The sequence below is a fragment of the Streptomyces sp. CA-278952 genome, from assembly GCF_028747205.1.
Classification (GTDB): domain Bacteria; phylum Actinomycetota; class Actinomycetes; order Streptomycetales; family Streptomycetaceae; genus Streptomyces.
Map to the genome: position 1 here is coordinate 1585764 of NZ_CP112880.1, position 20905 is coordinate 1606668.

Annotated in this window: 19 protein-coding genes; 6 read left to right on the forward strand and 13 right to left on the reverse strand. The window is 72.4% G+C overall.

The window, feature by feature from the left end:
* Positions 1–2 precede the first annotated feature (2 nt).
* The 3 genes from N7925_RS06860 to N7925_RS06870 are packed head-to-tail and all read left to right on the forward strand — an operon-like array spanning position 3 to position 2214.
* A complete protein-coding gene (locus N7925_RS06860; RefSeq protein ID WP_274343359.1) occupies positions 3–824 on the forward strand; it encodes a PaaX family transcriptional regulator in 822 nt (273 codons plus the stop codon).
* 56 nt (positions 825–880) lie between these two features.
* A complete protein-coding gene (locus N7925_RS06865; RefSeq protein WP_274343360.1) occupies positions 881–1711 on the forward strand; it encodes a GNAT family N-acetyltransferase in 831 nt (276 codons plus the stop codon).
* On the forward strand, positions 1708–2214 hold the full coding sequence (locus tag N7925_RS06870) for a hypothetical protein (RefSeq protein WP_331615975.1): 507 nt from the start codon (positions 1708–1710) through the stop codon (positions 2212–2214). The genes N7925_RS06865 and N7925_RS06870 overlap by 4 nt, the downstream gene beginning before the upstream one ends.
* On the opposite strand, the gene N7925_RS06875 is transcribed toward N7925_RS06870, so the two are convergent.
* Both N7925_RS06875 and N7925_RS06880 read right to left on the reverse strand, forming a co-directional pair.
* Positions 2201–4555, reverse strand: coding sequence for a bifunctional salicylyl-CoA 5-hydroxylase/oxidoreductase (locus N7925_RS06875; RefSeq protein ID WP_274343361.1), 2355 nt, complete (start codon positions 4553–4555; stop codon positions 2201–2203). The genes N7925_RS06870 and N7925_RS06875 overlap by 14 nt on opposite strands.
* Positions 4540–5367 (reverse strand): enoyl-CoA hydratase family protein, encoded by an 828-nt coding sequence (locus N7925_RS06880; RefSeq protein ID WP_265598613.1) that lies wholly within the window; start codon positions 5365–5367, stop codon positions 4540–4542. Before N7925_RS06880 ends, N7925_RS06875 begins: the two co-directional genes overlap by 16 nt.
* 284 nt (positions 5368–5651) lie before the next feature.
* On the opposite strand from N7925_RS06880, the gene N7925_RS06885 reads away from it, so the two are divergent.
* Complete coding sequence (locus N7925_RS06885) at positions 5652–6101, forward strand: ATP-binding protein (protein WP_097867015.1); 450 nt, start codon at positions 5652–5654, stop codon at positions 6099–6101.
* Here N7925_RS06885 and N7925_RS06890 read toward each other — a convergent pair.
* The 11 genes from N7925_RS06890 to N7925_RS06940 all read right to left on the reverse strand — a co-directional run bounded on the left by N7925_RS06890 (position 6052) and on the right by N7925_RS06940 (position 19044).
* Positions 6052–7539 (reverse strand): amino acid permease, encoded by a 1488-nt coding sequence (locus tag N7925_RS06890; protein ID WP_265598614.1) that lies wholly within the window; start codon positions 7537–7539, stop codon positions 6052–6054. The genes N7925_RS06885 and N7925_RS06890 overlap by 50 nt on opposite strands.
* 260 nt (positions 7540–7799) lie before the next feature.
* The gene (gene argF / locus N7925_RS06895; RefSeq protein WP_274343362.1) at positions 7800–8804 is read right to left on the reverse strand and encodes an ornithine carbamoyltransferase; all 1005 of its coding nucleotides are present in this window, start codon (positions 8802–8804) and stop codon (positions 7800–7802) included.
* Positions 8805–8917: 113 nt separating this feature from the next.
* A complete protein-coding gene (locus tag N7925_RS06900) occupies positions 8918–10153 on the reverse strand; it encodes an arginine deiminase (RefSeq protein WP_265598616.1) in 1236 nt (411 codons plus the stop codon).
* A gap of 63 nt (positions 10154–10216) precedes the next feature.
* Entirely contained in the window at positions 10217–12829 is a 2613-nt protein-coding gene (locus N7925_RS06905; protein ID WP_274343363.1) for a polynucleotide kinase-phosphatase, read from the reverse strand.
* On the reverse strand, positions 12826–14319 hold the full coding sequence (locus N7925_RS06910) for a 3' terminal RNA ribose 2'-O-methyltransferase Hen1 (protein ID WP_274343364.1): 1494 nt from the start codon (positions 14317–14319) through the stop codon (positions 12826–12828). Before N7925_RS06910 ends, N7925_RS06905 begins: the two co-directional genes overlap by 4 nt.
* A 93-nt stretch (positions 14320–14412) precedes the next feature.
* Positions 14413–15342 carry a homocysteine S-methyltransferase gene (gene mmuM / locus N7925_RS06915; RefSeq protein ID WP_274346412.1) on the reverse strand — a complete coding sequence of 310 codons (930 nt, stop codon included), beginning with the start codon at positions 15340–15342 and terminating at the stop codon, positions 14413–14415.
* 40 nt (positions 15343–15382) lie between these two features.
* Entirely contained in the window at positions 15383–16306 is a 924-nt protein-coding gene (locus tag N7925_RS06920; protein WP_274343365.1) for an LLM class F420-dependent oxidoreductase, read from the reverse strand.
* A gap of 181 nt (positions 16307–16487) precedes the next feature.
* Positions 16488–16988 (reverse strand): DUF6099 family protein, encoded by a 501-nt coding sequence (locus N7925_RS06925; protein ID WP_018957008.1) that lies wholly within the window; start codon positions 16986–16988, stop codon positions 16488–16490.
* Between the two features lie 124 nt (positions 16989–17112).
* Complete coding sequence (locus N7925_RS06930) at positions 17113–17472, reverse strand: nucleotide pyrophosphohydrolase (RefSeq protein ID WP_265598620.1); 360 nt, start codon at positions 17470–17472, stop codon at positions 17113–17115.
* A 137-nt stretch (positions 17473–17609) separates the two neighbouring features.
* Entirely contained in the window at positions 17610–18014 is a 405-nt protein-coding gene (locus tag N7925_RS06935) for a cell division protein SepF (RefSeq protein WP_006128240.1), read from the reverse strand.
* 232 nt (positions 18015–18246) lie between these two features.
* Positions 18247–19044 carry a DeoR/GlpR family DNA-binding transcription regulator gene (locus N7925_RS06940; protein ID WP_265598621.1) on the reverse strand — a complete coding sequence of 266 codons (798 nt, stop codon included), beginning with the start codon at positions 19042–19044 and terminating at the stop codon, positions 18247–18249.
* Between the two features lie 229 nt (positions 19045–19273).
* On the opposite strand from N7925_RS06940, the gene N7925_RS06945 reads away from it, so the two are divergent.
* Positions 19274–20161, forward strand: a complete 888-nt coding sequence (locus N7925_RS06945) for an SIS domain-containing protein (RefSeq protein ID WP_265598622.1) — start codon at positions 19274–19276, stop codon at positions 20159–20161.
* 14 nt (positions 20162–20175) lie between these two features.
* Complete coding sequence (locus N7925_RS06950; protein WP_265598623.1) at positions 20176–20841, forward strand: DedA family protein; 666 nt, start codon at positions 20176–20178, stop codon at positions 20839–20841.
* Positions 20842–20905: the final 64 nt, after the last annotated feature.

Consider the following 20905-nt stretch of genomic DNA (forward strand, 5'->3'; position numbering starts at 1 on the left):
ACGTGGCCGAGTTGCGCACCCCCCGTTCCCTGATCGTCACGCTCTACGGCGCCTACGGCCGCCCGCCGGACGGCGCACCGTTCGCCGTGTCGGAGCTGATCCGTCTGCTGCACGCCGTCGGTGTCGACGCCCCTTCCGTACGCTCGTGCGTCTCGCGGCTGAAGCGGCGCGGGCTGCTGGTGGCCGCCCGTGCGGCGGACGGTTCGGCGGGGTACGCGCTGTCGCCGGACGCCCGGCAACTGCTGGACGACGGGGACCGGAGGATCTACGGGCGGCCCGGGCCGCGGCTCTCCGAAGGCTGGGTGCTCGCGGTGTTCTCCGTGCCCGAGGCGGAGCGCAACAAGCGCCATCTGCTGCGCTCCCGGCTGGCCCGGCTCGGCTTCGGTACGGCCGCGCCCGGGGTGTGGATCGCGCCGGCCGGGCTGTACGAGGAGACCCGGCACACCCTGGAGCGGCTCGGACTCGCCCCGTACGTGGACCTGTTCCGCGGCGAGCACCTCGGCTTCGCCGCCACCCGCGAGGCGGTGGCCCGCTGGTGGGACCTGCCGGCGGTGGCGCGGCTGCACCGCGAGTTCCTGGAGCTGCACGAGCCGGTGCTGCGGGACTGGGAGGCGTCCGGGGACACCGAGGACGCGCCCCGCCCGCAGACCGCCTACCGGGACTATCTGCTGGCCCTGGACTCATGGCGGCAACTCCCCTATGCGGACCCGGGTCTGCCGTCGCAGCTGCTGCCCGGGGACTGGCCGGGCGGGCGGTCGGCGGAGGTGTTCGGCCGGCTGCACGAGCGGCTGCGGGACGCCGGGGAGCGGTACGTGCGGCCGTGACCCCGCCGGGGTGAAATCCAGGTGCCCCGGGCCCCGGCCCACGGGCAGGATGAGGCATGACCTGGACCCTCACGAACGACGTCGCCACGTTCCTCGCCGCGGCCGGCGCGTCGCTCGCCGCGCGGCCCGTCGAGCACACGGTGGCGCTGACCGTCACCGAGCGGCTGAGATGTGCGGGCCCGCACCACTACGGCGGGGGCGATCCGGTGCTCGGCTGGTGGCGCGGGGCGGACGGGGCGGTGGCGGGGACCGTGCTGCGCACGCCGCCGCATCCCGCGCTGCTGAACGCCGTGCCGGCCAAGGCGGTGGGTCCGCTGGCCGACGCCCTGGGTTCGGGCCAGGATCTGGACGCCGTCAACGCGGACCGGGACACCGCGGCGCTGCTGGCCGCCCGGCTCCCCGGCTACCGGACCGAGCAGGAGCAGCGGCTGTACCGGCTGGGCCCGGCGCGACCGCCCTCCCCCGCGCCGGGGGGCCGGGCCAGGGCGGCGACGCCGGCGGACCGGGCGCTGCTGGTGGAGTGGGTGCGCGGGTTCGCCGAGGAGACCGGGCAGTCGAAGTCCTCGGCCGAGTGGCTGGTGGACGAGGGCACGGAACGCGGGGCGCTCACTCTCTGGGAGAACGGCGGGGCTCCGGTGGCTCTCGCCGGCCGCTCCCGGATGCTGGCGGGCACGGTGCGGGTGACCTTGGTGTACACCCCGCCGGGGTTGCGCGGCCGGGGGTACGCGGCCGCCGTGACGGATGAGGCCGGGCGGGCGGCCCGGGAGGCGGGGGCGACGGAGGTCGTGCTCTTCGCCGACCTCGCCAATCCGACGAGCAACGGCGTGTATCTGCGCATCGGCTACGAAGCGGTGGCGGACCGGCTGCTGTTGACGAGGACCTCGTGAGCGCGGAGCCCGTGTCGGCGGAGCCGGTGGCCGAGGAGCCCGTGACCGTCCCCGTGGCTGAGGAGCCCGCGTCGGCGGAGCCGCTGTGGCTCGTCGCCGCGAACGTGGTGCGGTGGCGGCGGTACGGCGACGGCGGGCAGGAACTGAGGCCCGGGACCAAGTCGTACCGGGGCGGGTCGAAGGTGCACGTCGTCGGCGCCTACGGGGGCATGGGGCACGAGCAGCTGACCACCGTCGGGCGCGGCCGGCACACCGGGGCGTACATCACCATCGACATGGCGACCCGCAACCTCCACACCTTCCGGCCCGTCGCGGTGTACAGCCCGGCGGTACTGCGCCGCGTGGCGGCGGTGGGCGTCGACGGATCATGGGCCACGCGGGAGCATGCGGAGGAGCTGGCCGCCCTGCTCGGGCGCCTGGCCCCGGCCTACCGCGAGGAACACTGGGGCGGTGTGCCGCACCCGGTCCCCTGCCGGTGCCACGGCTGCCTCAGCCCAGCGTGAGCCGGGGCTTCGGTCCGTCGGTGCGGCCGGTGGGCGGGGGACGGCTGCCCGCACCGTACGGAAGGGGCCAGGGAACGCCGGGGCCGCTGTAGCCCTGTTCGGCCGCCGCGTGCAGGGTCCAGTGCGGGTCGTACAGATGGGGGCGGGCCAGGGCGCAGAGGTCGGCGCGGCCTGCCAGGAGCAGGGAGTTGACGTCGTCCCAGGAGGAGATCGCGCCGACCGCGATGACGGGGACGCCGACGGTGTTGCGGATCCGGTCGGCGTACGGGGTCTGGTAGGAGCGGCCGTACTCGGGGCGCTCATCGGCCACGACCTGGCCGGTGGAGACGTCGATGGCGTCGGCCCCGTGGTCGGCGAAGGCGCGGGCGATCGTGACGGCGTCCTCGGCGTCGGTGCCGCCCTCGGCCCAGTCGGTGGCCGAGATCCGCACGGTCATCGGCCGCTCCCCCGGCCAGACTTCACGGACGGCGTCGAAGACCTCCAGGGGGAAGCGGAGCCGCCCGGCCAGCGCCCCGCCGTGGGCGTCGGTGCGGCGGTTGGTGAGCGGGGACAGGAAGCCGGAGAGCAAGTAGCCGTGGGCGCAGTGGAGCTCGAGGAGGTCGAAGCCGGAGTCGGCGGCGCGCCGGGCGGCCGCCACGAACTGCCTGCGCACGGCGTCCAGTCCGGCCCGGTCCAGCTCCGCGGGGACCTGACTGACGCCCGGCTCGTACGGCAGCGGGGAGGCGGCCGTCAGCGACCAGTTGCCGCCCTCCAGGGGCTGGTCGATGCCCTCCCACATCAGCTTCGTGGAGCCCTTGCGGCCGGAGTGGCCGAGCTGCACGCCGATGGCGGCGCCGGGTGCGGAGGTGTGGACGAAGTCGGTGATCCGCCGCCAGGCGGCGGCCTGTTCGTCGTTCCACAGACCCGTGCAGCCGGGGGTGATACGGCCCTCGGGGCTGACGCAGACCATCTCGGTCATGGTGAGTCCCGCGCCGCCGAGCGCCCGGGCCCCGAGGTGGACGAGGTGGAAGTCGGCGGGCAGCCCGTCGGTGGCCGCGTACATGTCCATGGGCGAGACGACGACGCGGTTGCGCAGTTCGAGGCCGCGCAGGCGCAGCGGGGTGAACATCGGCGGGGTGTCCGGCGGGCAGCCGAACTCCTCCTCGACGGCGGCGGTGAACGAGGCGTCGCGCAGCCGGAGGTTGTCGTGCGTGACCCGGCGGCTGCGGGTGAGCAGGTTGAACGCGAAGCGGCGGGGCGGCTGGTCCACGTAGGTGGCCAGCTCCTCGAACCAGCGCAGGCTGGCGGCGGCGGCGCGCTGGGTGGAGGCGACGACCGGGCGGCGCTCGGCCTCGTACGCGACGAGGGCCGTCGGCAGGTCCGGCTGTTCCTCGACGCAGGCGGCCAGCGCGAGGGCGTCCTCGACGGCGAGCTTGGTGCCGGAGCCGATGGAGAAATGGGCGGTGTGGGCCGCGTCGCCGATGAGCACCGTGCTGCCGTGGGACCAGCGGGAGTTGGTGACCGTGCGGAAGGCGAGCCAGGAGGATCTGTTGCCGCGCAGCGGGCGGCCGTCCAGCGCTTCGGTGAAGAACTTGGCGCAGCGGGCGGTGGATTCGGCCGCGTCGCAGGTGTCGAGCCCGGCGGCACGCCAGACCTCCTCGCGCATCTCGACGATGACGGTGGAGGCGTCTGCCGCGTACGGGTAGCCGTGCAACTGCATGACGCCGTACGGGGTTTCGGCGATCTCGAAGCGGAAGGCGTCGAGCGCGAAGTCGGCGGCGAGCCAGATGTAGCGGTTGCGGTGCTCGGTGATGGTCGGGCCGAAGGATGTGGCGTGGGCCGTGCGGGTGGCGCTGTGCACCCCGTCGGCGGCGATGACCAGGTCGTGGTGGGCGGCGAGCTCGGCGGTGGGCGGGGCCGGGACGCGGAAGCGGAGGTCGACGCCGAGGCCGGCGCAGCGCTCGTGGAGGATCTCCAGGAGCCGGCGGCGGCCGAGGGCGGCGAAGCCGTGGCCGCCGGAGGTGTGGGTCCGGCCCCGGTGGACGATGTCGATGGTGTCCCAGCGGACGAACTCGGCTCTCAGCGCCCGGTACACCTCGGGGTCGGCGTGTTCGATGCCACCCAGGGTCTCGTCGGAGAGGACGACGCCGAAGCCGAAGGTGTCGTCGGGGGCGTTGCGCTCGAAGACGGTGACGGCGCGGTCCGGGTCGAGCCGTTTGAGGAGGGCCGCGGCGTAGAGCCCGCCGGGGCCGCCGCCGACGACCGCGATCCGGTGCACCGACGAGGAGCCCCGGCGGGGCCCGGCCCCGGCGTCAGGGGGCCGGGCTGCCTCGGGGGCGGGCACGGTTACCTCCCCTGCCATTTCGGCGGCCGTTTCTCGGTGAAGGCGGCGTGGAACTCGGCGTAGTCCTCGCCGTGCATCAGAAGGGCCTGGGTGTTGGCGTCCAGCTCGACGGAGGCGGCGAGCGGCATGTCCAGCTCGGCGGTGAGCAGGGCCTTGGTCTGGGCGAGCGCGAGGGCGGGGCCGTCGGCGAGGCGGCGGGCCAGCTCGGCGGCGCGCTCGGCGGCCCTGCCCTCTTCGGCCAGCTCGCTGATCAGCCCGATGCGCTCCGCCTCGGGGGCGCGGACGGCGTCCCCGAGCATCAGGAGCCGGGTGGCGTGGCCGAGGCCGACGACCCGGGGCAGCAGATAGGCCGCGCCCATGTCCCCGCCGGAGAGGCCGACGCGGGTGAAGAGGAAGGAGAAGCGGGCCGACGGGTCGGCGATCCGGAAGTCCGCCGCCAGGGCCAGCACGGCTCCTGCTCCGGCGGCGACGCCGTGGATGGCGGCGATGACGGGGAAGGGGCACTCCCGCAGAGCCCGGACGACCTGGCCGGTCATGCGGTTGAAGTCGAGGAGCTGCGCGGTGTCCATGGCGAGCGTGGCGCCGATGATCTCGTCGACGTCGCCGCCGGAGCAGAACCCGCGCCCCTCACCGGCGAGAACGAGGGCGCGGACGGAACGTTCCCGGGACAGCTCGGCGAGGAGGTCGCGCAGATCCGCGTAGGCGCCGAAGGTGAGCGCGTTGAGCTTCTCGGGGCGGGCCAATGTGACGGTGGCCACACCGTCGTCCCGGGTCAGCCGCAGATGACGCCATTCCTCGGTGCTCGGGGCCGAGCTGGGAAACGGGCTCATGGAGGGGTCCCCTTCAGCGATCGGGCTGGCTGCCGGCCATGCGCGGGTCGCGTTCCGCATCCGAAGTTATCACCCTTACGTGACTGCCGTCACGAGGTCGCGATACGGCATCCATGAGACCGTTGTGGCGAAAGTCCCCTTTGCTCCGGCCGACCGCCTCTATGGCCGGACCGGAGCGGTTCGTATGGTTGAAACCAGGAAGTCTCGACACGAGTACCGCGTGAACCCCAGAAGTCGAGACCTCCCGCTTCGAGGAAGACCCGCTCCCGAACGGAAACCCTGCCGTGCCGCCCGACGTCCCCGTCCCCGCCTCCTGGCGCATCGCCCTGCCGCACTCCACCGCGGCCGTGCCGATCGCCCGCGCTCTCATCCGCACGGCCCTGTCGGACATCGACGCCCCGGCCGACAGCGACACCGCCGAGCTGCTGACGGCCGAGCTGGTGGCCAACGCCGTCGAGCACACGCTGGGCGGTGAGCCCATCGAGCTGGTCGTGGAGCTGCTGCCCACCGGCTGCCAGGTCGAGGTGCACGACCGCGACCCCGCCCCGCCGGGCGACCTGTCCCGGCCGCAACCGGGCTGCGAGGTCGATCCCTGGCAGGAGCACGGCCGCGGCCTGCTGCTGATCCGGACCCTCAGCTCCGCGTGCGGTCACCGCACCACGGAGCACGGCAAGGCCGTCTGGTTCACGCTTCCGGCGATACCGGCGCAGCCGGGTCCGTCCCCGGGGAGCTGACCAGCCGGGAGCGCTTGCGCCCGTAACCGGCGTACAGCAGCGAGCCCACGGCGAGGAAGACGGCGAACTGGACCCAGGTCGTCCAGCCGGTCCCGTACATCAGATACAGACAGCACAAGACGCCCAGCAGCGGGCTCACCGGGTAGAGCGGCACCCGGAAGGTCCGCTTCAGCCCGGGGGCGCTCCGCCGGAGCACCACCACCGCGACATTGACGGCGACCATCGTGGCGAGCGTGCCGATGGTCGTCAGGTTCACGACGACGTCGAGCGGGACGAACGCGGCGGGGACCGCGAAGACGCAGGCCACGATCCAGGTGTTGGCGACCGGGGTGTGGGTCCTGGGCGAGATCCGCTCGAAGACGCGCGGGATAAGCCCGTCGCGGGACATCGACATGAGGATGCGGGTCTGCCCGTACATCACGGCGAGCACCACCGAGGCGATGGCGACGACCGCGCCGAAGGCGATGATGCCGCCGCCGACCGTGGAGTCGGTGACCTGGTTGACGGCGATCGAGAGGGCCGCGCTCTTGTCGGCGACGGCGTCCGAGCCGATCGCGCCGATGGCCGAGAGCGCCACCGCGCAGTAGAGCAGGGTGACGACGCCGATGCAGATCAGGATGGCGACGGGGATGTTCCGCCGGGGGTTCTTGACCTCTTCGCCGGCGGTGGTGATGGCGTCGAAGCCGATGTAGGAGAAGAACGCGAGTGAGGCGCCCGCTGTGATGCCGCCGAGCCCGTGGGTCGCGAACGGCATGAGGTTGTCGTCCTCGAACGCGCTGAACGCCACGGCGCAGAACGCGATCAGGATGCCGATCTTGAGGATCGCCATGGCGGCGGTCGCGGTGGCACTCTCCCGGACACCGCGCACCAGCAGCGCGGCGGCCAGGGCGATCACGACGATCGCGGGCAGATTGACCACACCGCCTTCGGCGGGACCGGCGGACAGGGCCTCGGGGAGTCGCAGGCCGATCACGCTGTTCAGCAGCTCGTTGACGTACTGGCTCCAGCCCACCGCGACGGCGGAGACCGACACGCCGTACTCCAGCAGCAGGCACCAGCCGACGAGGAAGGCGGTGCGCTCGCCGAGCGCCGCGTAGGCGAAGGAGTACGAGCTTCCGGAGACCGGGATGGCGCTGCCCAGCTCCGCGAAGGAGAGGGCGGTGAAGATGCAGGTGATCGCCGCGAGGAGATACGAGATCACGACGGCGGGGCCGGCCTCGGCGACGCTGTCGGACAGGCCGACGAAGATGCCGGTGCCGACGATCGCGCCGACCCCGAAGCAGACGAGCTGGAAGAGGCCCATCGTGCGCTTGAGGCCGTGGCCCTCCAGGTCGCCGCCGGACTCGGCGATGAGCTGATCGGGGCTCTTGCGGCGCAGCCCCGGCTTCGAGGGGCCGGGGCGCTGCGGGGTGCCGGAATGCGGCAGACCGGTGCTCATGCGGGACGTTCTCATCTCTGGTGGTGCAGTGGGGGGACGTCTCCCGGTGCGCACGGCGGCCGTGGGGACCGCGGGCGGCACATGGGAAGGGGGTCCGGGCATCGCGAGCCCGGACCCCACCAAGAGGCGACATCGTAGCCACCCCTACGCATGTTCACCCAATCGGGTGCATGAGCATACGAACCCTGCTGCGTGCTCGTACCGGCGCCTCGTACCCGTACCGGGTACCCGTACCCGTGCTCGAACCCGTACCGGCGGGGCTACTTCCCCGCGAGCGTCGCCACCAGCACGGCCTTGATCGTGTGCATCCGGTTCTCCGCCTGGTCGAAGACGACCGAGTGCGCGGACTCGAAGACCTCGTCGCTGACTTCCAGCTCGGTCAGCCCGTACCGGGCGTGGATGTCCCGGCCGACCTGGGTGCCGAGGTCGTGGAAGGCGGGCAGGCAGTGCAGGAATTTCACGTCCGGGTTCCCGGTGGCCCGCAGGACGTCCATCGTCACGGCGTAGGGGCCGAGGGCGGCGATGCGCTCGGCCCACACCTCCTTGGGCTCCCCCATGGAGACCCAGACGTCGGTGGCGACGAAGTCGGCGCCCCGGACACCCTCGGCGACATCGCCGGTGAGGGTGATCGTCGCGCCGCTGACCTCGGCGAGCTTCCGGGCCCGCGCCACGACGGCCTCGGCCGGCCAGTAGGCCTCGGGGGCGACGATCCTGACGTCCAGGCCGAGCAGCGCTCCGGTGATCAGGTAGGAGTTGCCCATGTTGAAGCGGGCGTCGCCGAGGTAGGCGAAGGCCGTCCCCGCGACGGGCCCCTCGCGGAACTCGGTCATGGTGAGCACGTCGGCGAGCATCTGGGTGGGGTGCCAGTCGTCCGTGAGCCCGTTGAAGACCGGCACCCCGCCGTACGCGGCCAGCTCCTCGACGGCCTGCTGGCTGTCGCCCCGGTACTCGATCCCGTCGAACATCCGGCCGAGCACCCGGGCGGTGTCCCTGACGGACTCCTTGTGGCCCATCTGGGAGCCCGACGGGTCGAGGTAGGTGGTGGAGGCGCCCTGGTCGGCTGCGGCGACCTCGAAGGCGCAGCGCGTACGGGTCGAGGTCTTCTCGAAGATCAGCGCGATGTTCTTCCCGCGCAGCCGCTGGACCTCTGCCCCGGCCTTCTTGGCCGCCTTGAGCTCGGCGGCCAGGGAGACCAGGCCGAGAAACTCCTCGGAGGTGAAGTCCAGCTCCTTGAGGAAGTGGCGGCCGGTGAGGTCTATGGCCATGATGACTGCTCCTGGGTCGGACGGGGATCGGCGCACTGCGCGCGGGCAGAACTGGAAGTCTATACGATTACCCGCATCTCTATACAGGCCTGGGTTCGTGGTCCGCACCCCTCTCAGGCCACGGGGTCCCGCTCCACCGGGCAGCTCATACAGCGCGGCCCGCCACGTCCCCGGCCCAGCTCGCTGCCCCGGATCTCGATCACCTCGATGCCCTGCTTGCGCAGGTGGGTGTTGGTCGTGGCGTTGCGCTCGTACGCGACGACGACCCCGGGCTCGACCGCGAGCACGTTGCAGCCGTCGTCCCACTGCTCGCGCTCGGCCGCGTGCACGTCCTGGGTGGCGGTGAGCACCCGGATGGAGTCGAGGCCGAGGGCGGCGGCGATGGCGCGGTGCATGTGCTCGGGCGGATGGTCGGTGACCTTCAGCTCGCGGGGGCCGCTGCCGGGCTCGATGGTGTAAGAGCGCAGCATGCCGAGACCGGCGTACTGGGTGAACGTGTCGCCGTCGATCATCGTCATCACCGTGTCCAGGTGCATGAACGCCCGGGCCTTGGGCATGTCGAGCGCCACGATCGTGTGCGCCGAGCCCGCGTCGAAGAGGCCCCGGGCCAGCATCTCCACGGCCTGCGGCGTGGTGCGCTCGCTCATCCCGATGAGGACGGCGCCCTCTCCGATGACCAGGACGTCACCGCCCTCGATGGTGGAGGGATAGTCGTCCTGACCCTCCGACCAGTGGTGGAAGACCCCCGCCTCCGCGCCGGTGAACAGGGGATGGTGCCGGTAGATCGCCTCGAAGTGGACGGTCTCGCGCTGCCTGGCGGGCCAGCGCATCGCGTTGATGGAGACCCCGTCGTAGATCCATGCCGAGGTGTCCCGGGTGAAGAGGTGGTTCGGCAGCGGGCCGAGCAGGAAGTCGTCCAGGTCCATCACGTGGAAGCGGACGGAGGTCGGCTCGCTGTGCCGCTCCAGGAACTCCCGCTTGGTCATGCCACCGACCAGCGCATCCGCCAGCTCGTCCGAGGACAGTTCCTCGAAGGCGGCCCGCAGATGCTCGGTGGCGAGCGGACCGTACTCCTTCTCGTCGAAGACCCGGTCGAGCACGAGCCGCCGGGCGACCGGGATGTCGAGGGACTCCCGCAGGAGATCGCCGAAGAGATGCACGGCGACCCCCCGGTCGCGCAGCACGTCGGCGAAGCCGTCGTGCTCCTCCCGGGCGCGGCGCACCCACAGGACGTCGTCGAACAGGAGCGCGTCCTTGTTCCTGGGGGTGAGCCGCTTCAGCTCCAGATCGGGGCGGTGCAGTATGACGCGGCGCAGCCGCCCGGCTTCGGAGTCGACGTGGAATCCCATGCCTTCATCCTCACCGCGCGGAGCGCCGTTCACCCCGCGAATCGCCCACGGGTTGGGCGGCTCTCAGAGGCGGGGGTCCACCGGCTCCGACTCCAGGGCCAGGACGGCGAACACCGCCTCGTGGACCCGCCACAGCGGCTCCCCCTCCGCCAGCCGGTCCAGGGCCTCCAGACCGAGCGCGTACTCCCGCAGCGCCAACGAGCGCTTGTGGCCGAGGAACCGGGAGCGCAGGCGCTCCAGATTCTCCGGGCGGGTGTACTCGGGGCCGTAGATGATGCGGAGATACTCCCGGCCGCGCACCTTGATGCCGGGCTGGACGAGCCGGCCCTTGGCGTCCCGGACGAGGGCGCCGAGCGGCTTGACGACCATGCCCTCGCCGCCCCGCCCGGTCATCTCCAGCCACCAGTCCACGCCCGCGCGCACGGAGGCCTCGTCCCCGGTGTCGACGAGGAGCCGGCGGGTGACCTGGAGCAGCCCGGTCGGGTCGTGCTCCACGAGCCGGTCCAGCCAGGCGAGCTGCTCGTCGTGCGGCACGGAGGCCAGCGAGCGGCCCTGGACGGCGAGGATCTGGAACGGTGCGAGCCGCACCCCGTCCAGCCCCTCCGTGGGCCAGCAGTAGCGCCGGTACGCCTGGGTGAACGCGGCCGCGTCCCTGGCGCGGGCTCGCTGGTACCCGGCGAGGCCCGCCACCTCGACACCCCGGGCGACCGCCTGCTCCAGAGCGGCGACGGCCGGCGGGAAGACCGCGCCGGACGCGGCGCCGACGGCGGCGTACTGCGAGCGCAGCAGCCCGCCGGCCTTGAGCGACCACGGCATCAGCTCGGCGTCCAGGAGCACCCAGTCGGTGTCCCACTCCTCCCAGAGCCCGGCGGCGGCGACGGCGGCGCGGAGCCGGCCCAGGACCGCCTCGGTCATCGCCCTGTCGTCCAGGAACGGGCGCCCGGTACGGGTGTACAGCGCGCCGGTGGGGCCCGCCGTGCCGAAGCGCGCGGTGGCGGCCCCGGCGTCCTTGCAGACCAGGGCGACGGCCCGGGAGCCCATGTGCTTCTCCTCGCACACGACCCGCTCGACGCCGTCGCCGGCGTACTGCGCGAAGGCCTCGGCCGGGTGCTCCAGGAAGCCGTCCTCGCGGGAGGTGGCGGTGGGCGCCATGGTGGGCGGGAGGTAGGCGAGGAGCTGCGGGTCGACGGCGAACCGGCTCATGACCTCGAGCGCGGCGGCGGCGTTCTCCTCGCGCACGGCGACGCGGCCCAGGTGCCGGGTCTCCACGACCCTGCGGCCCTGGACGTCGGCGATGTCCAGCGGGCGGCCCTCCCGGCCCCCGGGCGCCTCGGTGGTCAGCGGTTTGACGGGCTCGTACCAGACCTTCTCGGCGGGTACGTCGACCAGTTCGCGCTCGGGCCAGCGCAGAGCGGTCATCTTCCCGCCGAAGACGGCCCCCGTGTCCAGGCAGATGGTGTTGTTGATCCAGGAGGTGGTGGGCACCGGGGTGTGGCCGTAGACCACGGTGGCGCGGCCCCGGTACTCCTCGGCCCACGGGTAGCGCACGGGCAAACCGAACTCGTCGGTCTCCCCCGTCGTGTCCCCGTACAGCGCGTGCGAGCGGACCCGGCCGGAGGTGCGGCCGTGGTACTTCTCGGGCAGCCCGGCGTGAGCGACCACCAGCTTGCCGTCGTCCAGGACGTAGTGGCTGACCAGCCCGTCGACGAACTTCCGCACCTGCCCCCGGAACTCGGGGTGTTCGACGTCCTCGCGCTCCAGCTGCTCGACGGTCTCGGCGAGCCCATGGGTGAGCTGGACCTTGCGGCCCGCGAGGTAGCGGCCGAGCTTGTTCTCGTGGTTGCCGGGGACGCACAGGGCGGTGCCCGCCGACACCATGGACATGACGCGGCGCAGCACGCCGGGGCTGTCGGGGCCCCGGTCGACGAGGTCCCCGACGAACACGGCCGTACGCCCTTCGGGGTGGGCGCCGTCCACGTAACCGAGCTTGCCGAGCAGGGTGTCCAGCTCGGAGCGGCAGCCGTGGATGTCCCCGATGATGTCGAACGGGCCGGTGAGGTGGCGCAGGTCGTTGTAGCGGCGCTCCAGGACCACCTCGGCGCTCTCGGCCTCCTCCTCGGTGCGCAGGACGTGCACCTTGCGGAAGCCCTCGCGCTCCAGGCCGCGCAGGGAACGCCGCAGCTCGCGGCGGTGCCGCTGGATGACGTGGCGCGGCATGGAGGCGCGGTCCGGGCGGGCCGCGTTGCGGGCGGCGCAGACCTCTTCGGGGAGGTCGAGGACGATGGCGATGGGCAGGACGTCGTACTTCCGGGCCAGCTGGACCAGCTGCTTGCGGCTCTCGGACTGGACGCTGGTGGCGTCGATCACGGTGAGCCGCCCGGCCTCCAGGCGCTTGCCGGCGATGTAGTGCAGCACGTCGAAGGCGTCGCGGCTGGCGCTCTGGTCGTTCTCGTCGTCGGCGACCAGCCCCCGGCAGAAGTCCGAGGAGATGATCTCGGTCGGCTTGAAGTGCTGGTGGGCGAAGGTGGACTTGCCCGATCCGCTGGCGCCGATGAGGACGACGAGGGAGAGGTCGGTCACCGGCAGCTTGCGCCCGCCCGTGGCGGTGGCGGTGGCGGTGGCGGTGGCGGTGGCGGTGGCCGATTCTGTACCGGCGTCGCTGTGCTCGTTGTTCATGCGGCTTTCGCCCCCTTCGTCTTCTTCTCGGTCGTCCCGGTGGTGGTGGCGTCGGCCCGGGTGAACACGGCCAGCTGGGTCGGCGGCCCCACCTCGGGGTCGTCCGGCCCGACCGGCGCGTACCGCACGGTGTATCCGTGCCGTTCGGCGACCTGCCCCGCCCACTCCCGGAATTCGGCCCGGGTCCACTCGAAACGGTGGTCCCCGTGCCGGACGTGCCCGGCCGGGAGGGTCTCCCAGCGGACGTTGTACTCGACGTTCGGCGTGGTCACGAGCACCGTCCCCGGTCGCGCCGCGCCGAACACCGCGTACTCCAGGGCGGGCAGGCGGTCCAGGTCCAGGTGCTCGATCACCTCACTGAGCACCGCGGCGTCGTATCCCGCGAGCCGCTTGTCGGTGTAGGTGAGCGACCCCTGCCGGAGGGTGACCCGGTCCGCCCGGCGCTCTCCCATCCGGTCCAGCTTCAGCCGCCGCGAGGCGATGGTGAGGGCGCGCATCGAGACATCGACGCCCACGATCTCGGTGAAGCGCACGTCCTTGAGAAGGGCCTGCACCAACTGGCCCTGGCCGCAGCCGAGGTCGAGCACCCGGCTCGCCCCGGCGGCACGCAGCGCGTCGAGGATCGCGGTGCGCCGCTGCTCGGCGAGCGGGACCGGCTTCTCCTCGGTGTCGGTGCTCTCGTCCACCGCGTTGTCCACGCTGTCGACGTCGAGGTCGTCCGACTCGGCGAGCCGGACCAGCTCCAGGGCCTGGTCGGCCTGGCGCGTCAGCCCCCAGCGGTGGGAGAGGTAGCGCCGGGTGATCAGCGGCCGCTCGGGGTGGTCGGCCAGCCAGCCCTCTCCCGCGCGCAGCAGCTTGTCCACCTCGTCGGGCGCGACCCAGTAGTGCTTGGCGTCGTCGAGCACCGGGAGCAGGACATAGAGCTGGCGCAGCGCGTCCGCGAGCCGCAACTCGCCCTCCAGCACCAGGCGTACGTAGCGGGAGTCGCCCCACGCGGGGAACTCCTCGTCCAGCGGTACGGCCGTGACGTCGACCCGCGACCAGCCGAGCGGCGCGAACAGCCTGTGCACCAGCTCGGCACCGCCCCTGGCGGGCAGGGCGGGCACCTCGATCCGCAGCGGCAACGGGCTCCCGGCCCGCTCGGGCATGGCCCGGCAGACACCGCCGAGCGCGGACTTGAACACGGCGGCGAGAGCGACCGACAGCAGCGAGGACGCCGCGTAGGGGCGGTCGTTGACGTACTGCGCGAGCGCCGCGTCGGGCGCGCCGCCCCGGCCCTTGCCCTTGCCGCGCCGCACCAGCGCCACCGGATCCACCTCCAGCAGGAGCGCGGCCGTGCAGCGCTCGGCGGACGCCTCGGGGTAGAAGACGTGCGCGGAGCCGTGCGAGGTGGAGAACGCCTGCGCCTTGTCGGGATGCTTGTGCAGCAGAAAGCCCAGGTCCGTGGCGGGACGCTCTTGGGTGCCGGTCGTACCGATTGTCAGGAACACCTGTCCGAGTATGGTCGTCGCCCCCTGCCCCTACCAGGCATTTTCGCCCCTCCCGGAACACAGCGATCTCCGGGACGGTCCCGGGGGCGCCCGCTACGGCGGCCCCTGACGCTCCAGCCGTCCGTCCAGCTCCGTGATGAGCTCCGGCCCCACCCGGCAGCAGCCTCCGACGAGCCTGGCCCCGGCCCGCGTCCACGCCCGCACCCGCCCCGGGTCGAACGTGCCGCGCCCGGTCCACCCCCGCGCTCCGGCGTCCCATCCCTCCCCGCTGTTCGGGTAGACCACGGCGGGCCTGCCCGTGACCGCCACCGCCTGCTCCACCGCCCCCTGTGCCTCCTGGGGATCGCAGCAGTTGACCCCGACCGCGAGGACGGAGTCCCGCCCCGCCGCCACCGCGAACGCCTCCTCCAGCGGCTGACCGGCCCTGGTCCGGCCGCCCGCGACGCTGTACGAGAGCCAGTACGGCAGTCCGGTCTCCTCGGCCACCCGGACCAGGGCCTCGGCCTCGTCCAGGTCGGGCACCGTCTCCAGCGCCAGCGCGTCGGGCCCGGCAGCGGCCAGCGCCGCCACCCGGGGGCGGTGGAAGCGCTCCAGCTCCCGGACGCTCAGCCCGTAGCGGCCCCGGTACTCGCTGCCGTCCGCGAGCATCGCCCCGTACGGTCCGACCGACGCGGCGACCCAGGTCTCCCGCCCGGGGTCGGCCCGGCGCGCCGTGTCGGCGGCGCGCCGGGCCAGCTCCACGCTGCGGGCGAGCAGGGCCCCGGTCCCGGCCCGGTCGATCCCGTACCGCCCGAACCCTTCGAAGGTGGCCTGATAGCTGGCCGTGATGAGCACGCGCGCGCCCGCCCGGAGATAGGCGAGGTGAGCGGCCTCGATCTGTTCCGGCGCGTCGGCCAGCAACCGGGCCGACCACAGCGCGTCGGACAGATCGCAGCCCTGCGCCTCCAATTGGCTGGAGAGCCCGCCGTCCAGCAGGACAGGTCCGGCGTCCAGCGCGTCGGCGAGCGTGCGCACGGTACGCACAGCCACCCTCCTCCTCCTCGTCAGGTCAGGTCAGGTCAGGTCAGGTCAGCTGGGACTGGATCTGCGAGGAGATCAGTTCCAGATGGTCCAGGTCCTCCAGATCGAGGACCTGGAGGTAGATCCTCGACGAGCCGATCGCCTCGAAGCTGCCGATCTTGTCGACCACCTCGGCGGGCGATCCCGCCAGCCCGTTCGCCTTGAGCTCCTCCACGTCCCGGCCGATGGCCGCCGCGCGCCGGGCGACCTCGGCGTCGTCCTTGCCCGTGCAGACGATCAGCGCGTTGGAGTACACGAGGTCGTCCGGAGAGCGCCCGTGCGCCTGCGCGGCGGCCCGGACCCGGCCGAACTGCTTTTCGCTGTCCTCCAGCGAGGCGAACGGGATGTTGAACTCGTCCGCGTACTGCGCGGCGAGGCGCGGGGTGCGCGTCGCACCGTGGCCGCCGATCAGGACGGGCACCTTGGTCTGGGCCGGCTTGGGCAGCGCGGGCGAATCAGTGAGTTGGTAGTAGGTGCCGTCGTAGCTGAAGGTCTCGCCGACCTCCGTCGCCCACAGACCCGTGATGATCGCGAGCTGCTCCTCCAGGCGGCCGAACTTCTCCTTCGGGAACGGAATGCCGTAGGCCTTGTGCTCCTCCTCGAACCAGCCTGCGCCCAGGCCCAGTTCGACCCGGCCGCCGGACATCTGGTCGACCTGGGCCACCTGGATGGCCAGCACTCCCGGCAGCCGGAACGTGCCAGCGGTCATCAGCGTGCCGAGCCGGATCCGCCGGGTCTCGCGCGCCAGCCCGGCCAGGGTGATCCAGGCGTCCGTCGGTCCGGGCAGACCGTCGCCGGAGCCCATGCGGAGATAGTGGTCGGAGCGGTAGAAGGCGTCGAAGCCCAGGTCCTCGGCGGCCTTGGCGACGGTGAGCAAGGTGTCGTAGTCGGCCCCTTGCTGGGGCTCGGTGAAGATGCGAAGATCCATGCCCTCCATCCTGCCTCTCCGGCACCCGGTCCCGCCCACCAGCCAGGCCGGACCTCCCCGGCATCTCCCCCTGCCCGCAGCCCCCTGCCCCCGCCTTTCCTGCCCCGCGCCTCCCCTCGGGCCGTCGTCTCCCCTCAGACATCGGCATCGGCGTCTCCTCCCGCCGCTCCGCCGCCTCCCCTCAGGGACCTGCCGCCGATGCCGCAGGGCCGCGTATACCGCCATAGGGGCCGTCGCGCTCCCTCTCCCGCTCCGCAAGCCGCCTCAGCATCCCGTGCACGCGCTCCAGTGATTCGTCGGCGGCGTCCATGGCCTCGATGCACTGCCAGTACAGACCATCCTCCCCCGTGTCGCAGGCCACCCCGACCAGGGCGATCCCGGCCTCACTGAGCAACAGCGCGAGCCCGGCCAGGGACCGCCGCACATCGGCGATTTCGGACAACTGGGCCGCCCTGGCACCGCCGGAGAGGACCGTCGGGTGATCCAGCGCCGAACATCCGGCGCCGATCTCCCCCAGCGCCCGCGCCTCGCTCCGTAACTCCACCGGGCCGTACAGCGCCAGCCGACTGCCGACCGCCCGGGCGAGCGCCTGAGCCTGCCAGGCCTCCGCCATGACATCCAGCGCACCCCGGCTGCCCGCCAGAGCCCGCCGCCCCGCCTCGATGACTCGCTCCGCTTCCATGACTCTCCCCCGTCCGTACGAAAACCCGCTCACCTCATTCATTACCCACAGTGAGGTAGACAGCACCGTAAGGCCAGAGGAAATCGGAAATCTGTGGACAGGAAGTCGACTGTGGATATCTCACTCACTCCGAAGAGTGACGATCGAGGGGTTCCGGAGCGCTCGGCAGGGGGAAGCGCTTCTCGTTCCGCTCCAACTTGGCGACCAGCGCGGCCGTCGGATCGACGCCCAACACCGTGCAGAACTGCAGGAGATAGGCGAGCACGTCCGCCACCTCGTCGGCGACCCGGTGCGCCGATTCGGGGTTCTCCATGATCCCCGCCGACTGTTCGGGCGTCAGCCACTGGAAGATCTCCAGCAGTTCGGAGGCCTCGACGCTGAGCGCGGCCGCCAGGTTCTTCGGGGTGTGGTACTGCTCCCAGTCGCGCGCCGCAGCGAACGCGACCAGCCGTCGCTGGAGTTCTGCCACATCGATGTCTGTCACGGCCTCAGGTCTATCACCGGCCACCGACAGTGCCTCCCCGCGCGCCACCCTGCACGAGGGGCCGGGCGGCCCGGAGAAAGGGGACGGCGCGGCCGGGGGCGGCGGTCCGGTCCGGCTGCCGCCCCGACTGCCGCTTCCTAGGACTGGGCGAGACCCGCGGGCGTGACCCCCTCGACCTCCATGCCGACCGGCGCGAGCAGGAAGACATTGCGGTCGACGCGGTGCATGCCGCTGCCGAGGCCGAAGACCACACCGCTGCTGAAGTCGAGGATCCGCTTCGCCACGTCCGTTTCCGCCGCCGTCAGATCGAGCAGCACCGGAACCTGGGCGACCAGGTACTCGGCGACCTCGCGAGCGTCCGCGAAGACCTGCACCCGCAGCACCACGAGGCGCCGCTGTTCGGCCGCCCGCTCGTCCGGGACGGTGCGGTGGTCGATCCGGGACGGCCACTCGTCGCGGCCGCGCAGCGGTACGACCTGCGCGAGCCCTTCCCACTGCTCGTCGGTGGCGTCATATCTGTCATACCTGTCGTACCTGCTCACAGGGCCACCCCGTCGTCGAGCCGGTCGGGTTCCCGCCGGCTGCACTCACTGTTCATCGGGCAATCCTCTCGCCCCTCACCCGTTCGGCGTACCAGCGACACGGCGAAGGCGCCGTCCGTGTCGCTTCCGGTACCCGACGGGCACTGGTTCATTACGGGCACTGGTTCATCACGCCCCGCGCCCTCGGGCGCGGCGAGCCGCACCGTATACAGATCCAGCCGGACCGCGCCGATCAGACCGTGACGACCTGGACCCCCGCCTCGCCGAACCGGTCCTTCGCCTCCGCACCGATACGGGAGTCGGTGACCAGGACGTCGACCAGTCCGAGGTCGCAGACCCGGGCGAACGCCCGCTTGCCGATCTTCGACGAGTCCGCCGCCACCACCACCCGCTGGGCCCGCTCCGCGAGCAGCCGGTTGACGCTGGCCTCGCCCTCGTGGTGGACGTACGCACCGCGTTCGATGTCGATGGCGTTGACCCCGAGAACGGCGACGTCCAGGGTGATCTCGTTCATCACGCCGACGGCGAGCGGGCCCGTCAGCTCGTACGACTGGGGCCTCGCGACCCCGCCCGTCACGACCATCTTGATCTGCGGCCGGATCGCCAGCTCGCTGGCGATGTTGAGGGCGTTGGTCACCACGGTCAGCGTCGGCTGCCCGCCCGCCGCCGCCGTCTCGCCCACGATGTCCGGACGCACCGCCAGCGCCCTGGCCACTTCGGTCACGGTCGTTCCCCCGGTCAGGCCGACGACCTCGCCGACGGCGACCAGGCCGGACACGGCGCGGCCGATGGCCTGCTTCTCCGGCGCGTGGCGGCCCGTCTTGTAGCGGAGCGCCAGTTCGTAGGAGACCCCGTGCGCGACCGCGCCGCCCCTGGTGCGGGTGAGCAGGTGCTGTTCGGCCAGCTGGTCCAGGTCACGGCGGATGGTGGCGGCCGAGACGTCGAGCGCCGTCGCCGCCTCCTCGACGTCCACCCTGCCGTGCTTGCCGACCAACTCCAGCAGCGCGTCCCACCGGGCGTCCCTGGACAAGAGCGTCTCCTCACCGTCCGGCGCGGGCACCGCGTTTCGCGGGAACGCGGTCGCCGGGGGCCGGACCGTCGCAAGCGTCGCACAGGGCCTCCCGGGAGCCCTTCACCCACCTGCTGGTTGCTTGTTTTTGCTCGATAACTGCATGTAACGTGCAGAATTCTACATCCGGGCTGGTCGGCCCCGCTCAGCCCCGTTCCCGTGGTCCACCCCGTTCCCGTGGAGTGCAGTCGTGTCGTATGCCGAGACCGAGACAGCCAGTCAGCCCGCCTGCTGGCGGCGCGCCGCCGCCTTGGCGGGCGGCCCCGAGACCGCCGCCCTGCCCGTCGCGGGCGAGCGGATCGCGGTCGTCGGCTGCGGTACCTCCTTCTACATGGCGCAGGCCTACGCCGGGCTCCGCGAGGGCTCCGGCCAGGGCGAGTCGGATGCCTTCGCCGCCTCCGAGTTCCCCTTCGGGCGCGGCTACGACCGTGTCGTCGCGCTGACCCGCTCGGGGACCACGACCGAGGTGCTGGAACTGCTGAACCGGTTGCGCGGGACCACCCGCACGGTGGCCGTCACGGCGGATCCCAAGACCCCGGTCAGGGCGGCGGCCGACGATCTCGTCGTCCTGGACTTCGCCGACGAACGGTCCGTCGTCCAGACGCGCTTCGCCACGACCGCCCTCACCCTGCTGCGGGCCCACCTCGGCCTGCACTCCGAGGCCGTGGTCACGGACGCGGAGACCGCGCTCGCCGAGCCGCTGCCCGACGGGCTGCTGGAAAGCACCCAGTTCTCCTTCCTCGGCCGGGGGTGGACGGTCGGGCTGGCCCACGAGGCGGCGCTGAAGATGAAGGAGGCCTCGCTGTCCTGGACGGAGTCCTATCCCGCGATGGAGTACCGCCACGGCCCCATCAGCATCTCCACCACGTCCACCGCGACCTGGATGTTCGGCGAGGCGCCCGAGGGCTTGTCCGAGCAGGTGCGCGCGACGGGCGCCCAGTGGGTGGACAGCACCCTCGACCCGCTGGCCGATCTCGTACGCGTACAGCGTCTCGCCCTCGCCCGTGCGGCCGCGCGGGGGCTCGACCCGGACCTGCCGCGCCACCTGAGCCGTTCCGTGGTGCTCGACGAGGCCTGAGGGACCATGGACACATGCATCTGACCCTGTCAGCCGTCCGGGAACTGCTCGCCGCCCCGGAGCCGCAGGGGGGCGTCGTCGGCTGGGCCACCGGGCTGGTCGAGACGTTCGGCGGTCCCGGCGCGGGTGCGGCCATCGCGCTGGAGAACCTGTTCCCGCCGCTGCCCAGCGAGGTGATTCTGCCCCTGACCGGGTTCGCCGCCTCGCAGGGGGTGCTCAGCATCGCCTCGGCCCTGTTCTGGACGACGCTCGGCTCGGTCGTCGGCGCGGTGGTCCTGTACGGGATCGGAGCGGTGTTCGGCCGGGAGCGGATGCACGCCTGGTGGGCGAAGCTTCCCCTGGTCAAGGCCTCGGACCTGGTGCGGACGGAGGAGTGGTTCGCCCGGCACGGCACCAAGGCGGTGCTGCTGGGCCGCATGGTGCCGGTGTTCAGGAGTCTGATCTCGGTGCCCGCGGGCGTGGAGCGCATGCCGCTGCCGGTGTTCGTCGGGCTGACGACGGCGGGCAGCCTGGTGTGGAACACCGTGCTCGTGATGGCCGGATACTGGCTCGGCGACCAGTGGGACGTGGTCGGGGCGTACGTCGGTGTCGTGACCAAGATCGTGCTGGCGCTGGCCGCGGTGGCCCTGGTCGGATACGTCGCGATGCGCGTCCGGGGCCGCAACCGCGAGCGGCCCTGAGGAGGCGACCGGGCGCGGCAAGGCACGCCGGCCCGTGAGACACCCCGGCGGGGTGTCTCACGGG